The sequence below is a fragment of the Stenotrophomonas sp. AN71 genome (assembly GCF_050435725.1).
Classification (GTDB): Bacteria; Pseudomonadota; Gammaproteobacteria; order Xanthomonadales; family Xanthomonadaceae; genus Stenotrophomonas.
Window position 1 is genome coordinate 404,071 of the sequence record NZ_JBNDKU010000001.1, and the last position, 17,080, is coordinate 421,150.

A 17,080-nucleotide genomic window follows, 5' to 3' on the forward strand; every position below is an offset into this window, starting at 1 on the left:
CACTACGCTGAAGCATTTCCAATCCCCTGCAGCCGGGCCTGGATGAATTCCAACAACGCCCGAACCCGCGCGGTGACCGAATGGCGGTGGCTGTAGGCGCCCAGCAGTTGCAGCGGCGCAGGATCCAGATCCAGCTGCACTTTTTGCAACCGGCCCGCGTCGAGATCTTCCCGGCACGGGTAGGCTGCAACGATGGCGAAGCCGAGGCCCTGGCGCGCCCCCGCAACTGCAAGCTCGCCGCTGTTGACCCGATAGCGGCTGCGCACCGGCACCTTGACGATGTTCCCCTCGGCGTCGAGAAACTGCCAGGGCTGTCCCTTTAGTGCACTGACAGTGGTAATGCAGGGCAAGGACTTGAGTTCGCGCACCTGGCGCGGCACCCCGGTCCTGGCCAGCAACGCCGGTGCGGCGACCACGATGCTGGGCAATGTCGCCAGTACGCGGGTGATGAACGCACTGTCCTCCTGCGGCCCGCGGTGGAAGAACAGGGAAAGATCCATGTCTTCGCGCAACACTTCCGGGCCGGTCAGGCGTGTGTCGCACTCCAGTTCGATGCCGGGATGGAGACTGCAGAATTCGGCGAGGATGGGGGCGAGCAGCCTCGGCGCTTCGTTTGGCATGCTCATCCTCAGCAGCCCCTTCAACTCGCGTTGCACCGCGCCGAGTTCCTCCTCCGTGGAGAGCAGGGCATCGAGCAACGGCTTGGCGCGCGCGTACATCAGCCTCCCGGCTTCGGTCATGCGCAGGTGGCGGGTGCTGCGTTCCAGCAGCCGAACGCCCAGCCTGCGCTCCAATGAAGCGACGTGGCGGCTGACGTTGGAAGAGGGCAGGGCCAGCAGGCGCGCTGCACCGGCAAAGCTCTGCTCGTCCACGACGGCCACGAAGACACGGACGGTGTTCAGGTCGATGGCGCTGCGCACAATCATCCCGCTACAGGTACGAATATCTCTCACTTTTGCATGCTAGTGGGCCGCATTGGCAGAGTCCAGACTGCACTCCCGTCCCATGGATGCCCTGCAGTGGCGTGTCCGGGCGCACTGAAAAGGCAGCATCAGAGTGGATATCGGAATACTGGGTGGCGGGATCGCAGGCCTCAGCGTGGCACTTGCCCTGCACAAGCAGGGGCACCGCTGCCGCGTGTATGAACGTCGCGCCGCGCCATCGGTCATGGGAGCGGGCGTGACACTCTGGCCGAACGCGGGCTTCGTGCTGCAGGAACTAGGATTGCTGGAGGACGTCGGTGCAGCCGGTGGCCGGCCCATGTCGGTACGCCGCATGGACGCGGCGGGTGAGTCGCTGGGTGGCCTGGATATCACGCTGCTGGACCAGATCATGGGATACCCGACCCATACGATCCTGCGCCGGGACCTGCAGATGGTCCTGCTGGACCATGTGACGCGAGCGGGAATTCCGGTGCAGTTCGGGCACCGCGCGGTAGCGATCGAGCTGGATGCCAGCGGCAACGCCGTGGCGCGGTTCGATAACGGGCAGAGCATCCGTCCAGATCTGCTTGTGGGTGCGGATGGGCGCATGGACTCGGTGGCGCGCAGGTTCGTGGCAGGGGACAACACGCCCGTCTACCAGGGTTTCGTGAACTGGATCGGGGTTGCGCAGGGCAAGGGGGCATTGGTGAGCGCGGTCGGAATCCAGGACTACTGGGGTTCCGGTGATCGTTTCGGCTGCGTGGCGATCCGAAAAGATCTGGTGTACTGGGCCGCTGCCCAGGCACGCCCATTGCCAGCGGCGGCGCCCGCGGCCGAAATGCACAACGAGGTGAGGGATCTGTTCTCAGGATGGCCCGAGCCTGTTGCTCGCCTCATCGATGCAACGCCGGTGCACTCCGTCCAGCGGATTGCCGTGCACGACCTGGAGCCGTTGCCTACATGGCGCCGCGCAAACGTGCTGCTGGTCGGCGATGCGGCGCACGCACCGCTACCGACCTCCGGCCAGGGCGCCTGCCAGGCGCTGGAAGATGCGTGGCACCTGGCGCGATGCCTGGCGGGGGCCGATGGCGAACTGGACGAAAGATTGCTGCGCTTTGCCGCCGTGCGCGGACCCAAGACCACGAAGCTGGCAGAGCAGGGCCGGATGTTCGCGCGCGGCCTCTTCGCCACAGACCCCGAAACCTGCCGTATCCGCAATGAGCGCGCCAAAGCGTCCGATCCAGTGCGTGATGCGTTGGCGATGGCGGCAGGTTGGTCGCAGGGTTTGCCGATGGCCGAGCGCATTGAAAGGGCGGCGCCGAATAGCGTGGGCAGCATGTATCGCCTATGAAACCGCCGCAATGCCTTTGTAGAGTCGAGCTTGCTCGACTACTGCCAACCACCACACCGTGCATCGCCAGCTACATCACCGACAATCGCAAACAGCACCCGATCCATCACAACAGGCTCTGGCACACCCGCCAGCACCTGTTCCAGATGCTCCATGGGCTCCAGCTGCCACTGAAGGAGCGCCCGCAACTGCACAACAGCGGGCGCCCGCCTCCCTGCATCCAAAGAGGCCTGCAACAGCAGATACTGCGAGCGCCTCTCCAGCCACAGCACCGGAACGCCTTTGCAGTGAATCCGGAATCCGGAATCCGGCATCTTGATGCCGTTCGACGAACTGAAAGCCCTGCCGTGGCCGAGCTTCCACGAACTGCATCGCTTGGCGGCGCAGCTGCAAGAAGCGATCGTCGTTGATGCTTTGGAACCCGATAGACGAAGGCATCGGCGGTGCCGGCCACTGCGCCTGTGCCGCCACCACCGCTACCAGGCACAGCACCGTGGCCGCCCAGCGGCGCCACGCCACTCAACCGTCCGGACGCACTCGCGTACTTGCGTGCGCGGCGAGACCCAACGCGGCCATGATCAGGCCCTCCATCACCCGGGGGCCGACGTATTGCTCCAGCTCGCCGTTCTCGCGGGCGCGCTGTGCGGCCAGCAGGATCTCCAGCACCACGCGAAGGCCGGCCAGCGAGCAGTCGGTATCCGCCAAGGCGATCCGCCGGCCCGGCATCTGATGGCGCTCTGGCCAGGGCTGGCCATCAGAGGCGGCGCCCGAGCCAATGCTGTGCAGCAGGGCGATGAGCGTGTTTGGATCCAGCGCAGGACCGTTTGCGGGCGCGTCGTGGATCGGCTGGGGGGCAGGGGAGTGGGGCTGGGTCATGGCTGGGCTCCTTGCGTGCAGGCAGAAGCCGCCACCGATAAAGGTGGCGGACGGTGCGTGGTTCGAAACCCGGTCTACGCTAAACCGGCGGGCACAAGTCCCCCACGCACCGCCCGCCATAGTCGGCCGACGGTTGCCAGCCGACATCACTCAGGGAGTGATGCCGACTGGCAAGCGCTTACTTCAGCGTAGAACCGGGGTTTCGAAGTCCCGACCACCCGTTTTCGGTGGCACGGGAAGGAATACGCCCGGTTGTGCGCGATGCCAATGGAGTAGGGCTGATACCGACACTACTTTCAACATTTTCAGAATCGTTGCATAGGGCGCGACGGGGCGGGAGCATTGAGGTGCAAGGCTATCGCCGGTATTAGTGACTCAGGCCTGTTTCCTGTTGCCACCTGGTTGGTAGCGCCAAGGGCAGGGCGGATGCGACAGGGCCTACGATCTGAGGCACCCAAGTCCCTTCAGAGTCGCATCCACCGCTGCTTCAAGCGGCGTATGCGGTTCCTCCCCAAGTACATCACGGAGGTGGGCGGAGTCCAGGCGGACCGGATAGTCCCAGAGATATCGCATCTCCCTGAGTTCGCGCAGCGTGGGGACGAACGGACCCAGAATCGCGGTCAGCCACCAAGGGAACGCCGACACTTTCGCCTCCCGTCCGTGCCGGCGCGCGATCTGGCGTATCGCTGTGATCATCTGCGTGCCGTCCGCGTCCCAATGACCGTCCATATGGAGCCGAGCGAAGGGCTCTAGCCGGTCGCGCACATGAATCAACGCGGCCATGGTGGCCGCCACGTCGGGCAGGTAGGCCCACTGGTGGCCGATACCTTTCCTGCCTGGGTACTGGATGGCTGAAACCGCCTGACCCGGCTTCACCAGTCCCTGCGAGAACCAGCTGTTGCCCGCACGCGGGCCGAAAAAGTCGCCGGCCCGGACGATGATGACGCGCACACCGTGCGCCGTTGACTCACGCAAGCGCTGTTCCATCTGGGCCCGGATCATTCCCTTCCGGGTTAGTGGACGTTGGGGCGCCGCCTCGTCAATCAGCGGAAAGGCGTCGGGCCCAAAGTTGTAGACCGTTCCAGGCAGGACGATCGTGGCGCGCTGCGCGGTCGCTGCGGCGATCGTGTTATCGACCATCGGCAGTACTTTTTCTGCCCACTGCCGATACCCGGGCGGATTGACGGCGTGGACAATCACTTGGCAGCCATCCGCAGCATCGAGCACGTCTTGGCGGCTCATGGCATCGCCACGCAACCACGTGATGCCGTCGTGCTGTTCCATGTGCGTTGAAAGGCCGCGTTTGAGCGTCCTGACCTGCCAGCCCTCATCACGCAATCGGCGAGCGACCTCGCCACCGATGCCACCGCTGGCGCCAAGAACGAGTGCACGGTTACCGGGAGGGGAGGGTGTATTCACGGTGGTCCGCTTGAGGTGGGGAGGGTGCGAGCCATGATCCTTATCGCGAGGTTCCGATGGAATTGCGCAACTTGATCCTCCTGCTATACATTTATGTATGGATAAAGGAATCGGCTGGGACCATTACCGCAGCCTCCTGGCGGTGCTCAACGCGGGTTCCCTGTCCGGTGCCGCGCGGGCACTGGGCATCACCCAACCGACTGTCGGAAGGCATGTCTCTGCGCTTGAGTCGGCCTTCGGGCAGTCCCTGTTCACACGCACTCAGACGGGCTTGGAGCCGACCGAGGCCGGCGCCGCGCTGCGGGGGTTTGTGGAAGCGATGCAGAGCAAGGCCGCGGCCTTGGAGAGGGAGGCATCGAGCCAAGCGAACGGCATCGGGGGAACGGTCCGCGTCTCGGCCAGCGAGGTCATCGGTGTCGAGGTGGTGCCAACTGCCCTGGCCAGACTCCGGGCCGAGCATCCGCAACTGCGCATCGAACTGGTCCCGACAAATCGCGTCCAAGACCTGCTCAACCGCGAAGTCGACATTGCCATCCGCATGACCGCCCCGACGCAGCAGGCACTGCTCGCGCGCCGGATCGGTGTCGTAGAACTTGGGCTGTTCGCCCATTCCAGCTACCTGGAGCAGCATGGAACACCCTTCGACGTGGCTGACCTTGAGCATCATGCTCTGATTGGTTTTGACGAAGAAACGCCGTTCCTGCGTGCCGCCCAGGCGCGGTTCCCGCCGTGGAGGCGCGAAGCCTTTTCGCTGCGCAGTGACAGCGACCTGGCGCAGCTGGCCATGATCCGCGCGGGGTGCGGCATCGGCATATGCCAAGAAGTTGTGGCGCGGAAGGATGCATCGCTGGTGCGCGTGCTGCGTGACGCTTTCGCGTTCCCCCTGGATACCTGGGTGACGATGCATGGCGACCTGCGTGGAAGCAGGCGATGCGTGGCGGTCTTCAACGCGCTGGTGGAGTGCCTCGAAGATCACATCCAGGCGTTGTAAGTGTTGATGCTGCTGGTTGGTGTTTGGGAAGACTTATCGAAGGTAGGGGGGGGGGCGTTCCCGACCCGATGCGGAGGCTATAAAGTGGTGGTGAGGCCACTGAAAGAAGCCCATGAGCGGCTGAAGCAGGCCGCCGTCAAGGAAGAAATGCCGACTCATGCAGCTGCGGAGGGATCCCATAATATGAATGGCTTAATTCGAAAGTGCTGTGGCCTGGCTGTAATGGCCGGACTCGGAGTGGCGCTATTTCCGCCTGTCGCGCTTGGGTCAGACGTAGCTCAGCCCTCGGGTCCAGATGTGATTTCCGCCTTTTCCAGGGCCTATCAGGACTTTGGCCGGCGGCTGAAGACACAAGCACGAGGTACTACTGAGCTGGATCGGCACTTAGCGGATATTGATAACTACAAGGCAATCGTGTACTTGGAGGGCTCAAGAGTGGTTGTGCAGCTCATGCCACTTCCCTATGGGGGCTCCAGTATTCGCGGAGGAGGCGGGAAGTTCATCGTCGAGGGCGGTCCCGATGGCGAAATAACTTTCGAGCCTTACCGCTAGCCGAGGCGGCCGTCGTTGAGCGGAAACCACTGGCGCTGGATCAATGTCCGGCGCATACATGAGCTGCTTGACGGAGTGGACAAGCTGCAGGGCGCCGTGCGACTGGCGGACTTCCGGAAAGTAGATCGCCAGGAAGTAGACGACGTTGTCGAGCAACAGAAACGAGAAAGGCAGGATGAGCCAGTAGAGGCTCTGGCTCGAGCGGAAGGCGTACACCGCGAGTTAGATGGCTGCCAGTACGTGGAGTCCGATTCCGATATAGGGCATGTGTGCCGCTTCGTCCGTGTGAGGGCTGGAACTATAGTGGGGCGGGGCGGGGCGCTAATGGGGAGGCGACGACTTGGTGTGACGCATCACGTTAATGGCATCAAATCCCGCGAGCCACCCAGCGGCATTTCCAGGCCACCGTACCCTCCCTCGGTAAAGGGCGGCGAGCTAACTTTTTGAAGCTGAATCAGCTGCTGGGTAAAGGGTGGCGATAGAGACCCTTTCTCCTATAGCTTCATGATTCACACGATGCAGGCCCCCAAGTTGGAGTGTGTACCAATTCAAGTGACCGAAGCAGGTAGAGAGTTCTTCAATTGTTGCCTCGGTCAGAAGGTCATGTACTGATAGGGGTGGCTGCAGAATTAGCCCAACGATCTCGTAGTCCTTGACGACCCACTCGTTGTAACGATCTGTCGGACGAGAGTCGATGCTGTCTTTGACCTCCCAAATTGCGATGGGCTGGTCTGCCTGAGGGGCCCATCGAACTCCATCTCTCTCGATCGAGCCACAGTCCATGGGAGACACAGCAACCAGAGACTGAGGCGAGCGGAGTCGAACAACGAGCCCAACATTGCCAGTTGCATTTCGGACGCCAAACGGCTCAAACCGATCATTCTGGCTAACCACAGAACAAGAGATGCCTCCTTGGGCCCTGTCATTTAGAACGTTCAGAAGGTCACTTGGAAATTTGCCTGTAAACGAATTGGCCTGCGCAAGCCTCGGGCAGCTAGAGAAGTGTGCGACTACTGCCTCGTAATGCTGAAGCAATTCGTGGACAGCACCGACCTCTGGCCGCGCAAGTTGAGGAGTGAAATTGGTCATGCGAGCTATGACTACCAGCCGGCCTTCAGACGCTGACTGATTGCCTTGGCCATCTGAACCAACTCTTTGATGACAGAGATGATAGCTTTGGCATGGGGGTAATTTTCGACAGCATCTTTAAGGCTGTCCAGGGCGATCTCTCCCAGATCAAATGAGTGGTCAAGCCCGTCGTACTCACTCGAGTCAGATGCTGATACATGCACTCTTGGCCTGCGGCTGAAGAGCGCTTTGAATTCATGTAGTAGCTGGGAATAGGCTATCGGTTCGCCCGCCGCCGGGCCCGCCCCTACGTGAGGGCCGTCGCCGATTTCGTGGAGCCATCCTTCGAGCGCTGCTCTCAAAAGGCGTTGAACTGCTTCGCTGTTGAAGTCGGAGTGAACTCGCTCAGCCCAGTCCTTAAGCTCAGGCTCTTCCGCTAGTTGAAAGACCTTGACGCTGTCTTTGATCAATCGGTTGATAAAGCCTTTCGTGCCTTCCGGCAGAGAATCCCCAGCCTCCATAGCAACTACTCCTTTTGAATTGAACCGGAATGATCTTCCAAGGAAGGAGGCGGTTAGGCAAGACCCACCTCTGCCACAAGGACTCATTTGCTTCGAGCTGGCTGGCTTTCGAGTGCGCTAGGGCAATTTCATCTGGAAGTGGCAAGTACAGGGTAGCGGTGAGTGTCGATGGGCAGGTGCAAAGTGGTCTGAACTTGGTTGGGCGCCATGCTGGCAGCTATGTGCTGTGGAGTCAGGCGCGAGGGACTGCCGTGCTCGTGCCTGTGAGTGATGCTGGGAAAATGGAGATTGTTCGAAAAGGGGCGACACACCCTTTTGTCGGCCATTAGGGCTAGACTTCTGATGCGCTCCATTGAGCCTGATGAATTGCTTGTGTCGTGGTGATAATCATCACTTATCGCGAGTACGTTACCAGTAGAGCAGGGCGCCGGTACAGGAGACTTCGCATGGCCCGCGGCATCACCGAATCTGACGTTCACACCGCCGCCGACGAGCTGGTAGCCAAGGGCGAGCGCCCAACCGTTGAGCGAATCCGGGCTCACTTGGGGACCGGCTCTCCGAACACCGTCACTCGCTGGCTGGAGACGTGGTGGAACCGGCTCGGCACGCGCCTGCAGCCACGGCGTTCGGACTTTGATGACGCACCAGCTGTATTGGCGGAACTGGCTGGGCAATGGTGGGAGCTGGCGCTGAAGCACGCTAGGGAGGCGACTCTTCGAGAGTTCGCAGAGACTGAGCTGTCACTGGCTACCCAACGTGATGCACTGGATGCCAGGTCACGAGTTGTGGCTGATGAACTGAGTCAAATGCGCTCAGAGCGGGCCGCCGCTATCGCCGGCGAACGCCTTGCTAGTACGCAAGCTACAGAACTGGAGCGGCTGGTCGATCAGCTGCGCCTGCAGATCTCAGAGCTCACGGAGCAGCGGGATCTCGAGCTTCGGAGAGCCGATCGATCTGAGGCAGCAAGACAGCAACTTGATGCCCGGCTTAATGAAACGCTGGAAACGGCGAAATCTGAGCGAGAGGACTGGACCGAGTACGTCAGATCTGTCGAGAATCGAACGCTCAGCGAAGTAGATCGATCTCGCCAGGAGGCGAAAGATCTCCAGACTCAACTCAACAATCAGGCTAAAGCCCAGAGGGCAATTGAGGGGCAGCTACGCAAGGAGCTGCATGCAGCCCAATCTGCAGCCATCTCGGCCGGTCAAGCTACTGATGTTCTCCGGGGCAGATGCGAGGCCCTTGAGCAGCAACTCAGCAGCCTGCGAGAACTTCCGGCGCAGCTGGAGGCAGCCTTTAAGCGGAACGCACCGAAGGAGGCGGCCCCAACGTCGCGCGCACGGCGGCAGAGCCCGAAGTCGACGTGAGCGTAACCGCCCAGGGGTTCTCGAAGAGATGCATCAATCTTCTGCAGCTTTCCGACGTATCCTGGCCGCATCGATTCTCGCCTGCACACGCGCCACCACTTGATCGTGAGGAATCGCCGGTCGTGTATCGGCAATGGCGCGCTCAATTTTTTCACGGAGCCACTGGTTGTAGCTCTCGGCCACTTCAGGTGACTCAGATTCGGAACTGCCGGAATTGGTCTTGACCATGGAAAGAGCGTACTCCAACTGTCTGATGCATAGAATCACAGCGGACACATACTTGCTTACTTAGGATCGTGTCCCTGAGCGCCTCAAAATTCTCAATAGAATCAACAAGGGGCACGATCCTAAGCAAAAGGACAAGAACCAAGAAAACTGACACATGCGGAGCCGACGAAGGAGGACCAGCGCTGACTGAAGCGCCTAATACCTTTTCGCATAATGTATATTATGTTCAGATCATCTTGGCATGGCTGGCACGGCTCTTGCCGTCTCCCCGGCTCCTACTCTGGCATGGAGCCTGATCGTGCGTGATCGGAACCTAACCGGCCCTTGGGCCGGTTTTTCGTTTAAGGCTGGCCGACTGGTCACACCCGAAGGCCGCGAGCTCGAACCGCAGGATCTGGCCTGGCTGTCGCTCACCGCTGCGCAGGCACAGGAATGGCGTCGGATGATGGAGAGCGGCCGAGCGATCGGCGAGCCCCGGAAACCCTTGTCCTTCAACGCCGCCAGCGTGGTGAACCTCTCTGATGCCCTGGCACAGCGCCGGAAAAAGCGGTCATCGGTGGCGATGGCTGGCCCCGACGCCGAGCCACCAGCGGCAGTCCTGCCGGTACCGGGGCCGAAACGCCGCCAGCGCGTGTGAGGCGCTTCCGTAGGGGCGCTGCCCCTACACCCCGGCAATGGCTGGCGAGGCGCTACTTGCAGGCGGACCAGACCTTGTCGTCCATCTGGCGACCGACCATATAAGGCCGGTTGGAGCCGTACATGCGAAAGACACGCTCACGCTCGGCTTTGGCGGCTTCGCAGGCGTCCGGGTCCTTGTACTGAGAAATACTGTGGAGACGGGCACCACCGCCGCCATTCCGATAGACAGGCCGCGTTGGTGCAGGCCGAGGTGCAATGGCGGCCGCATTCTGCTGACGTAGTTCGTCCAGGTAGCGCTGATTGGCGGCCGCCGCTTCAGTCGATAAAGGCGCGGGATCGGCCAAGCGGATATGCACCGTCTCACCCTTGGCGCAAGGCTGGCTTTGATACTGCGTTCCGGCCTTGTTGACGCACTTGTAAACGAGATTGACCGGCTCCTCAGCGCCAACACCAAGGCTAAGCGCACCGAGCAGCGTCAATGCTGCAATCCTTGTGACCATGACTTCCCCCTGTAGCTGGGGCGAAGCTTACCGCCTCAGCGTTGAAGCTGGCGAGTGCGGGAGCGGGCATAGGCCCGATCCATGCATCGGGCCACCCAATAGTGCAGATCGAAGTAGCGGCGCAGGGTCATGGCGCGAGTATAAGCGCAGCCAGCCCGAGGCAAGCCAGATGGCCCACGTAGTAGCCGTAGAAGGCCCACCGGCCACGCGGAACCGGCCACGCCACCCGAGACAGGCCCAACGCCACCGGGATCGCCGCCAGCGCCCACAGATTGCCGTTGAACCAGCAGATCGCGGCGAACGCCGGGATCAGCAGCCAGTGCTGGCCCCGATGGAAGGCCAGCCACGCCAGCAACACGAACCCTACCCCGGCCCACTGGTAGTCCACGAATGCTGGCAGCACCGCCGCGGCGAATGCCAGGACAACCCACTTGCGCTGGCCGGCCGCATAAATGGCAGCGGCACACAGGGCGAACGTGAGCAGGATGTTGAGCGGCAACCAGTACCCGAACGCCAAGGCATGCACCGGCTGCGCGATCAGCCCCCACGCGCCGAGTCTACGGACCGACTTGACCGCGTCGGCGCCGGGCTGGGCGAGGTTGTAGGCCATCACCAACGCGAACAGGGGGAACGCCACCCTGCCCGCCTCGCTGAGACCTGGCACATAGCCGCCATAGATGACCTTAGCGACGTGGTCGCACGTCATGAGAACGACGGCCAACCACTTCAACACCTCGCGTGCGCTGCTGGTCATAGCTTGTTCGGCCCCGGTGCCGTGGTCATGTAGCTGGTGGTGGCATGAGGCGGCGACTCGGGGAAGCTGCCCATGCTGCGCTCGACGTGCTGTAGCGCGACACCTGCGGCCTCGCTGCGGATCCGGCGGGATTCCTCCTGAAAGTGTGCCGACTGCTGATAGTCATTCATGCGGCGCGCCTCAGCCTGATTGGTGTCGAGGAACGGCTCGTATTGCCCATTGACCGCAACCATGCGGCACTGTTCCTGATCCATAACGTACGTGGTGCCCTGCTCCGTCTTGCAGCTGCAACGCCCGATCTGATGCTCGCCGTTGGCGTCGAGGCCATCACCGGATGCCATGCAGTACACCCGGGGCGGCTGGTTGGTCGGAATCGAAAGGCTGTCGTACGCGGGCGCGGTCCACGGCTGACCTTGAATTCGCGGCGTTACCCATGCCACGTAGTCGCTACTTCGGGTGATCGCAGGGGGCTTGTCGGCTTGCGGCGCGGCTGCGACCGTCGCTCCCGCTCCGTTCTCCGCCGCTTGCGGCGCCTCTGCCTTGGGTTGCCCCGTATCAAGCTCCCCCGATAGCTGGGCATGCACGCGATTCACGGACCACCACGCACCACCGATCACCGCGAGCAGCAGCGCAGCAGCTGCCGGGTAGTACCAGGGGATGGACCTCTCGCTGGTGTCCATCACGGTGGACTCATACAGACCCATCGGACGCTTGGGCAGCTTGACCCGTTTCAAGATCAGCGGATGCCCCTTCTCAGGGTTCTTTTCGTAACGGTCGAAAGTGCGCAGATGCGCGAACGGCAAACCGAATCGCCGACGCACGTGGACGTGTCGCTCAATGAGGTCTTGCGCGAAGTCGTCGCACTGCCGATCAGGTGACTGGCTGACGAAGATGAAGTCCAAGCCACGATGACGATGCTTCGCCAGCTGCTCAACGTGGTGCGGAACTGCCGAGCCGGGCCGCCGCTTGGGCAGCATGCCATGTTCATAGGCCTCATCGACAACGCACACCGCGCCGTCAGGGAGGAAGTTCGGCCAGTCGCAGAACTGCTCCGGTGTCATCGGCAGCATGCGCGCTTCGTCGTGCTTGAAGCCACGCACATTGCAGACGTAGACCAAGCGACCCTCATTGCGGAAGTCGATTGCATGATCGATCGCATGCAGCGTCTTTCCGTGTCCAGGCTGGCCCGTGTACCAGTAGATCATTCCTTGGTCACTCCCAGCTGTTGAGCAGCGGAGGTGGGCATCGGGATGATCTTGAACATGAAACGCACCGACAGCGCGGAAAGCACCATGGTCATGAACTGATCGAAGCCTACCGCGCCCAAGAAGTTGTGCGCCCAATCAGGGAGGCCGCCGACATAGTCGCTGATGAAGGATTTCAGCTGCGGAAGCACCTGATTCATGGATACCAGCGTGATACCGGCCACGGACAGCCCCTTGGTGACGATCCTGCCAATGCCGCCGAACAGAACCGTCCAAACGAGGTTCACGCCGCGCGTGATCCAGTCCCAAATCATAGTCATGACCCATCTCCAAAGACGATGCGGAACGAAATGAAGGCGCCCAGTAGCAGCATCACCGCGCGCATCGCTGCAACCAGCGGGCACCACCATGTAACGCTGTCGAGAGACACCGCGCCGAATCGGCCAAAGTCCACGGTGCCGAACTGAGGGCAGGAGCCGCCGCCAAAGCCGCTCTTATCGATCAAGCTCTCATCGAACTTCCACGACCACTTGCCGGGCCCGTCGACGTCTTCGGCGCCCTCATGCGGATCACCATTGTTGCCCTCGCCGGAGCCGGGCTTGCCGCTGCACAGCTGTGCCCGCTGGGCGCGAAGCTGGTTCGCCTGCAGGCTGTCGCCGGTTACCGAGAATGGCGCATCGCAGTTGCCCACGTCGCCGGTCACGGTGCCGGAATTGCCTTTCTCCGTCGCACAACGCGTTGCCCAGGTCTGCGACGCGATCATGCCGAGAATCGGATCGCCGCTGGTGGTGGGGGGCGTCTTGCAATCCCCACCACCGCCCGCGCTGTTGCCATTGCCCTCGTTGCCACCCTCGCCGGGCGTGCCACCGTTTCCGTTACTGCCGCCCTGCCCCGGACCCGAGCCGTCGCCCGGCGTGGGCTGATTTCCATTTGGCTTACCGTTGTTGACGTAATTGGACGTGTTGGTAGTGCTGCCGGTGTTGTTGTTCGTGATGTTGGTATTGCCACCGGAGGGCTTCCAATCCTCGCCCGGGCGATTGGTCGGCGGGTTCGGTGACGTGTTCGGCGCGCTGATTGACGCTGCCTCAGTGCGCTGGGTGTTAGTTTCCGTATGCCCAGTTTTGTTGTTGGTATCACTCGCGCACGTACGAAAGCCACTTGCCGTGCTGATACAGGTCTTGTCCTTGGACTTGCAGACGTTGTAAGCGCCTGCCTGATGGCAGTACTCATCCTTCTTTTCAGGCTGCGGAGGCAACTCGCTATCACACACGCCGCCAGTCGCTTTCCAAGTGCCACGACGAATAGGGATGCCATCCGGATTTGCGGCATCTGAAAGCGTAAAGTTCGTAGCTGGATCAAGATTGGGTTGAACCTTGCACCCTTTGTTACAGACGCCGCCGCTATACATCCTGCCGTTGATCATCCCGGCTTCGCCGTCCAGGCGAGCACTGCACCGCATGCGGAAATAGAACGTCTGCGTTCCGACGCGATAGCCGGAACCGCAATAGCCGCTGTACGCGGCAGCCACGAACGTCGTACTGCCAGTGGAATCAACACACGCAACGTACCCGGCGCCTTGCGCCTGTGCTACTGGGCGAATGTATGCCCACGCGGCTTGGTACGCCTCACCCTCATCGCACGTCCCGTTGGGATCGGTGCAGGCGGCTGCCGCATTGGCATCAGCAGGAGCCACAAGAGAGAGAAGGAATCCGCAAGCAAGTACCAGCAGTAGCGCGGTGCTACGAATCCTCAGGTATCGAAGGCAAGCCATAGCGCCCCCAGCACTGCGACGATCACGAAATAGCCCATAGGACCCCCAAAAAAGTAGGGGCGACGTGCGCCCCTACTTGGCCTGTTTGATGTTCCCCCACAGCAGAAACAGTCCCTTCACCGCTGCGAGAACCGAGAGAATCCCCGCGATGACCGAAGCGGCCGTCGCGAGGACCTCCATCACCGCTACCAGCACGGGCATGACACCCGGCTCCGATTACTTGGCGCGCTTGATCATCGACCACAGCAGGAACAGGCCCAGCACACCGGCCAGAACGACCAGAATGCCGCTGACGCTGGACTTGCCGTTGGTGATTTCGGCGGTGATGGCCTCGGCCGGCCCGCCGCTGGCGAAGGCCGAACCGGTGGCGACCAAGGCGGTTGCGCCGGTGGCAACCTTGCCAGCGGTCGAACGGGCGAAGGACACGACATTGCTCGCGATCTTGTTCATCTTCATGGTTGTACTCTCTGAGGTTGGTTAGAACCGCTCACGGGACACACGGGCGAACTGTCTGAAAACGACGCCCAGTGCCCAGCAGGCCGCGATAGCGAATGCGACTTGCGTACCCTCAGCCAGCGTGAGCGGTGGCAGGACTGGCTGAGGGTTTTCGATCCAGACCGGCACAGCGCAGACGCCATCGGTGCCGATGTTCTGGACCGCACACGACTGGATGTAGACCGGGTCTGGCATGGATTAGGCCTTCGCTACGACCGGGCCCGGTGCGGGCGACGGCGTGAGCAAGCGAATGCGACGACCGAACTCAAGGCCGCCGTACTTGCTCGACTGCAACGAGGTCGGGCACAACTCATAGGTGCCGACCTTGTAGGGCTGCTGGTCGTCGTCCAGCGTGAGCTTGAACGGCAGCGGGAAATCACCGTCACGAATGACGGCAGCTTTCTGCTCGCGGAAGTTGGTTGCGGCCTTGCCATCGCGAGCCGGGAACGAACGGGTTTCGACCTGCTCGGTCATGATCTGAACTTTCATAGTGGGATTACCTTCCAAGCGATAGTCCGGCCGAATGCGAATGTGACTTTCCACGGGGACGGCCAGAACTCCCCGGTAGCCTTGTCGAACCACCCGCCTTTGGTTTTGCGGATGTCTGCATCACCGCCGAGTGCCTCACGGGCCTCTTTCGGTGCTTTCCACCAACGCAGTTCGCGCCTGGACTCTTCATTGAGTCCGCCGACGCCGCTGGTACGGAATCCTTTGGGGAATGCGCCTGCTACGACGCTGGTGAATTTGCTCGCGTACTTAGCGAGATAGCCCACGCAGTTGCGGGCCTTTTCGATCTGACTCATGCCGTGAGGCCACCAACCACGCTGGTCGATCTTTCCGAACCACATGCCCTTCGGCACCCACACCATCACGTGATAGTGCGGACGGAGTCGCTGAGTGAGTTCGCCGACCCAGACGTAACGGAACACTTCACCGTTCCACCGTGCTCGCCGATTTCGAGCGCGATTGAAGTAGCCGCGCATGCGTTTAAGTAGTTCGCTAACGTCACGAGGGCTGCTATCGCTTCCGTCTCGGTAGGTGAGCGTGAGGAAGTACCACGCGCCACGGCGCGAACCTTTTTGCGCCTCTTGGTCATGAAGCCGTGCTCCGGTGATGACGGACTTTCGCAGCCGCTGCGCCTTCGCAAGAAGGGGATCAATTTCGATGGTGACCCGGCCAAGACGGGCCGGCGTGTCACTTGTTTTGTAATAGACAAGCCCAAGGGCGTCGGCCGCTGCGCGGCCGTCGCCCTTCAGCAGTTCGCCGACACGGAAATACTCTTGCAGGGACGTGCCAGAAGCGCGCTGCGCGCGGCGCATGTCTTCGTTGGCAATTTCCACGCTGCGCTGCCCTGCCCTGTCCATAGCAACGGACAAGTCGAATGCCAGCAACTCTGGCGAGCGCGGGTCAACAGGTGCAGGGGTGATTTCAATACGGCCATCGGATTCGGTGCACTCGTAGCAGCAACCGCCCTTGAAAAGGTAGGTGGCGACGTTGCCGCAGAAGGCGCAATGCAGTTGCTGGACGGCGCTCATTCTTCCGGCTCCTGAATCAAGCAGATGCAGGTGCGTCGGCAATAGCAGTGACCCGGAGTACACGCGGGCAAACGGAACAACCAGCAGTAGAGGCGGTCGAGGAAGGCGCTCATTTCTTGCGCCTTTCGGTCACGCCGGCCAATGCGATCGGAATGCAGATCAGAATCCAGACGCCAACGATAGCGGCATAGTCTGCAAGGTCACCCACGACGCACCTCCGCACGTACCTGGGCGATTGCGCAGGCCGCGTAGACCTGCTGAAGAAGAACTCGGGTCTGCTCTTGCTCGTGATGGGCAATGACCCATGAGCCGATACGGACTATGCCGACGCTGATGCACGCGACGGCCAGAACGATGATGAGGAACGCGTTGTCCATGCCCTACCCCGCCCCAAGCCCCTACCCCAAGGGAGCCCGCCAGCGGCCTTGGGGTGCCGGTGGCGGGGTGTCTAGGCAAGCTAAGACACGCGGCATGTATAGTTGCCCTAATACAAGCCTGTCAAGGGAACCTAAGACATGACCGCCGTTCAGGAAATGCTCGACGCCGCCAAAAAGGGCGCCGGAGTCCCGTCGGACAATGTTTTGAGCCAGAAGCTCGGGATTACGAGGGCCGTCATCAGCGCATGGCGGAACGGCCTCTACCCGGTACCAGATGAGCGAATTGCGCAGATTTGCGAGATCGCGAAGCTCGACGGCCCGATGTGGACGGCACGGCTACACGCCGAACGCGCCACTTCCCCGGCAGAACGGAAGATGTGGCGCCTCGCGTTGGACAGGTTGAGCGCGGTCGCCGCCGTGTTGGCGCTGGTAGTGTTCACAGCACCAGGCGTCGCCCGCGCTAAAGCCATTGATTCACAGGGCTTTTCCAGCTCCGGTCAGCCGCATT

At 61.6% G+C, this 17,080-nt stretch carries 21 protein-coding genes and 1 pseudogene; 5 read left to right on the plus strand and 17 right to left on the minus strand.

Going from position 1 to position 17,080, the window contains the following annotated elements:
- Positions 1-2 precede the first annotated feature (2 nt).
- Positions 3-926, minus strand: a complete 924-nt coding sequence (locus tag ABH900_RS01730; protein ID WP_429620703.1) for a LysR family transcriptional regulator — start codon at positions 924-926, stop codon at positions 3-5.
- Positions 927-1,056: 130 nt separating this feature from the next.
- Here ABH900_RS01730 and ABH900_RS01735 point away from each other — a divergent pair, with 130 nt between their 5' ends.
- Positions 1,057-2,274 (plus strand): FAD-dependent oxidoreductase, encoded by a 1,218-nt coding sequence (locus ABH900_RS01735; protein WP_429620705.1) that lies wholly within the window; start codon positions 1,057-1,059, stop codon positions 2,272-2,274.
- Between the two features lie 38 nt (positions 2,275-2,312).
- Here the strand turns inward: ABH900_RS01735 and ABH900_RS01740 are convergent, their stop codons facing one another.
- From ABH900_RS01740 to ABH900_RS01750, 3 genes are all read right to left on the minus strand, one after another.
- A complete protein-coding gene (locus tag ABH900_RS01740; protein ID WP_429620707.1) occupies positions 2,313-2,588 on the minus strand; it encodes a hypothetical protein in 276 nt (91 codons plus the stop codon).
- Positions 2,589-2,793: 205 nt separating this feature from the next.
- Complete coding sequence (locus tag ABH900_RS01745) at positions 2,794-3,150, minus strand: hypothetical protein (RefSeq protein WP_429620709.1); 357 nt, start codon at positions 3,148-3,150, stop codon at positions 2,794-2,796.
- Positions 3,151-3,588: 438 nt separating this feature from the next.
- Entirely contained in the window at positions 3,589-4,569 is a 981-nt protein-coding gene (locus tag ABH900_RS01750) for an NAD-dependent epimerase/dehydratase family protein (protein ID WP_429620711.1), read from the minus strand.
- Between the two features lie 97 nt (positions 4,570-4,666).
- Here ABH900_RS01750 and ABH900_RS01755 point away from each other — a divergent pair, with 97 nt between their 5' ends.
- Positions 4,667-5,560, plus strand: coding sequence for a LysR family transcriptional regulator (locus tag ABH900_RS01755; protein ID WP_429620713.1), 894 nt, complete (start codon positions 4,667-4,669; stop codon positions 5,558-5,560).
- A 429-nt stretch (positions 5,561-5,989) separates the two neighbouring features.
- Here the strand turns inward: ABH900_RS01755 and ABH900_RS01760 are convergent, their stop codons facing one another.
- Complete coding sequence (locus tag ABH900_RS01760; protein WP_429620715.1) at positions 5,990-6,328, minus strand: hypothetical protein; 339 nt, start codon at positions 6,326-6,328, stop codon at positions 5,990-5,992.
- Between the two features lie 884 nt (positions 6,329-7,212).
- A complete protein-coding gene (locus tag ABH900_RS01765; RefSeq protein ID WP_429620717.1) occupies positions 7,213-7,701 on the minus strand; it encodes a hypothetical protein in 489 nt (162 codons plus the stop codon).
- Between the two features lie 446 nt (positions 7,702-8,147).
- Between ABH900_RS01765 and ABH900_RS01770 the strand changes: the two genes are divergently transcribed.
- Positions 8,148-9,068 (plus strand): DNA-binding protein, encoded by a 921-nt coding sequence (locus tag ABH900_RS01770; protein ID WP_429620719.1) that lies wholly within the window; start codon positions 8,148-8,150, stop codon positions 9,066-9,068.
- A gap of 33 nt (positions 9,069-9,101) precedes the next feature.
- On the opposite strand, the gene relB is transcribed toward ABH900_RS01770, so the two are convergent.
- Complete coding sequence (gene relB, locus ABH900_RS01775) at positions 9,102-9,296, minus strand: type II toxin-antitoxin system RelB family antitoxin (RefSeq protein WP_108267280.1); 195 nt, start codon at positions 9,294-9,296, stop codon at positions 9,102-9,104.
- Between the two features lie 298 nt (positions 9,297-9,594).
- Between relB and ABH900_RS01780 the strand changes: the two genes are divergently transcribed.
- Entirely contained in the window at positions 9,595-9,933 is a 339-nt protein-coding gene (locus ABH900_RS01780) for a DUF3653 domain-containing protein (RefSeq protein ID WP_429620721.1), read from the plus strand.
- A 52-nt stretch (positions 9,934-9,985) separates the two neighbouring features.
- Here the strand turns inward: ABH900_RS01780 and ABH900_RS01785 are convergent, their stop codons facing one another.
- The 10 genes from ABH900_RS01785 to ABH900_RS01830 form a co-directional block, all read right to left on the minus strand.
- A complete protein-coding gene (locus ABH900_RS01785) occupies positions 9,986-10,414 on the minus strand; it encodes a hypothetical protein (protein WP_429620723.1) in 429 nt (142 codons plus the stop codon).
- A gap of 148 nt (positions 10,415-10,562) precedes the next feature.
- Positions 10,563-11,189: a TraX family protein gene (locus tag ABH900_RS01790; RefSeq protein WP_429620725.1), complete on the minus strand. Its 627-nt coding sequence runs from the start codon at positions 11,187-11,189 to the stop codon at positions 10,563-10,565.
- Positions 11,186-12,394, minus strand: coding sequence for a zonular occludens toxin domain-containing protein (locus ABH900_RS01795; protein WP_429620727.1), 1,209 nt, complete (start codon positions 12,392-12,394; stop codon positions 11,186-11,188). Before ABH900_RS01795 ends, ABH900_RS01790 begins: the two co-directional genes overlap by 4 nt.
- Positions 12,391-12,714, minus strand: a complete 324-nt coding sequence (locus tag ABH900_RS01800; protein WP_049445231.1) for a DUF2523 family protein — start codon at positions 12,712-12,714, stop codon at positions 12,391-12,393. Before ABH900_RS01800 ends, ABH900_RS01795 begins: the two co-directional genes overlap by 4 nt.
- Positions 12,711-13,922, minus strand: a complete 1,212-nt coding sequence (locus ABH900_RS01805; protein WP_429620729.1) for a hypothetical protein — start codon at positions 13,920-13,922, stop codon at positions 12,711-12,713. Before ABH900_RS01805 ends, ABH900_RS01800 begins: the two co-directional genes overlap by 4 nt.
- Positions 13,923-14,237: 315 nt before the next feature.
- The gene (locus ABH900_RS01810) at positions 14,238-14,366 is read right to left on the minus strand and encodes a hypothetical protein (protein WP_257473253.1); all 129 of its coding nucleotides are present in this window, start codon (positions 14,364-14,366) and stop codon (positions 14,238-14,240) included.
- Positions 14,367-14,381: 15 nt separating this feature from the next.
- Entirely contained in the window at positions 14,382-14,621 is a 240-nt protein-coding gene (locus tag ABH900_RS01815; RefSeq protein WP_152682148.1) for a hypothetical protein, read from the minus strand.
- A gap of 237 nt (positions 14,622-14,858) precedes the next feature.
- On the minus strand, positions 14,859-15,149 hold the full coding sequence (locus tag ABH900_RS01820) for a single-stranded DNA-binding protein (protein ID WP_429620732.1): 291 nt from the start codon (positions 15,147-15,149) through the stop codon (positions 14,859-14,861).
- Positions 15,146-16,024 (minus strand): rolling circle replication-associated protein, encoded by an 879-nt coding sequence (locus ABH900_RS01825; protein WP_429621404.1) that lies wholly within the window; start codon positions 16,022-16,024, stop codon positions 15,146-15,148. The genes ABH900_RS01820 and ABH900_RS01825 overlap by 4 nt, the downstream gene beginning before the upstream one ends.
- A 371-nt stretch (positions 16,025-16,395) precedes the next feature.
- A complete protein-coding gene (locus ABH900_RS01830) occupies positions 16,396-16,572 on the minus strand; it encodes a hypothetical protein (protein WP_429620734.1) in 177 nt (58 codons plus the stop codon).
- Between the two features lie 321 nt (positions 16,573-16,893).
- Between ABH900_RS01830 and ABH900_RS01835 the strand changes: the two are divergent.
- A pseudogene (locus tag ABH900_RS01835) lies at positions 16,894-17,046 on the plus strand (DUF3693 domain-containing protein); the annotation flags it as partial.
- Positions 17,047-17,080 lie beyond the last annotated feature (34 nt).

Excerpts from the sequence above, each read along its gene's own strand:
- ABH900_RS01755 (WP_429620713.1), top strand. The coding sequence starts at position 4,667 with ATGGATAAAGGAATCGGCTGGGACCATTACCGCAGCCTCCTGGCGGTG.
- ABH900_RS01810 (WP_257473253.1), bottom strand. The coding sequence starts at position 14,366 with ATGCCCGTGCTGGTAGCGGTGATGGAGGTCCTCGCGACGGCCGCTTCG.
- ABH900_RS01815 (WP_152682148.1), bottom strand. The coding sequence starts at position 14,621 with ATGAAGATGAACAAGATCGCGAGCAATGTCGTGTCCTTCGCCCGTTCG.
- ABH900_RS01790 (WP_429620725.1), bottom strand. The coding sequence starts at position 11,189 with ATGACCAGCAGCGCACGCGAGGTGTTGAAGTGGTTGGCCGTCGTTCTC.
- ABH900_RS01740 (WP_429620707.1), bottom strand. The coding sequence starts at position 2,588 with ATGCCGGATTCCGGATTCCGGATTCACTGCAAAGGCGTTCCGGTGCTG.
- ABH900_RS01770 (WP_429620719.1), top strand. The coding sequence starts at position 8,148 with ATGGCCCGCGGCATCACCGAATCTGACGTTCACACCGCCGCCGACGAG.
- ABH900_RS01800 (WP_049445231.1), bottom strand. The coding sequence starts at position 12,714 with ATGACTATGATTTGGGACTGGATCACGCGCGGCGTGAACCTCGTTTGG.
- relB (WP_108267280.1), bottom strand. The coding sequence starts at position 9,296 with ATGGTCAAGACCAATTCCGGCAGTTCCGAATCTGAGTCACCTGAAGTG.
- ABH900_RS01765 (WP_429620717.1), bottom strand. The coding sequence starts at position 7,701 with ATGGAGGCTGGGGATTCTCTGCCGGAAGGCACGAAAGGCTTTATCAAC.
- ABH900_RS01830 (WP_429620734.1), bottom strand. The coding sequence starts at position 16,572 with ATGGACAACGCGTTCCTCATCATCGTTCTGGCCGTCGCGTGCATCAGC.
- ABH900_RS01825 (WP_429621404.1), bottom strand. The coding sequence starts at position 16,024 with ATGGACAGGGCAGGGCAGCGCAGCGTGGAAATTGCCAACGAAGACATG.
- ABH900_RS01820 (WP_429620732.1), bottom strand. The coding sequence starts at position 15,149 with ATGAAAGTTCAGATCATGACCGAGCAGGTCGAAACCCGTTCGTTCCCG.
- ABH900_RS01745 (WP_429620709.1), bottom strand. The coding sequence starts at position 3,150 with ATGACCCAGCCCCACTCCCCTGCCCCCCAGCCGATCCACGACGCGCCC.
- ABH900_RS01730 (WP_429620703.1), bottom strand. The coding sequence starts at position 926 with ATGATTGTGCGCAGCGCCATCGACCTGAACACCGTCCGTGTCTTCGTG.
- ABH900_RS01795 (WP_429620727.1), bottom strand. The coding sequence starts at position 12,394 with ATGATCTACTGGTACACGGGCCAGCCTGGACACGGAAAGACGCTGCAT.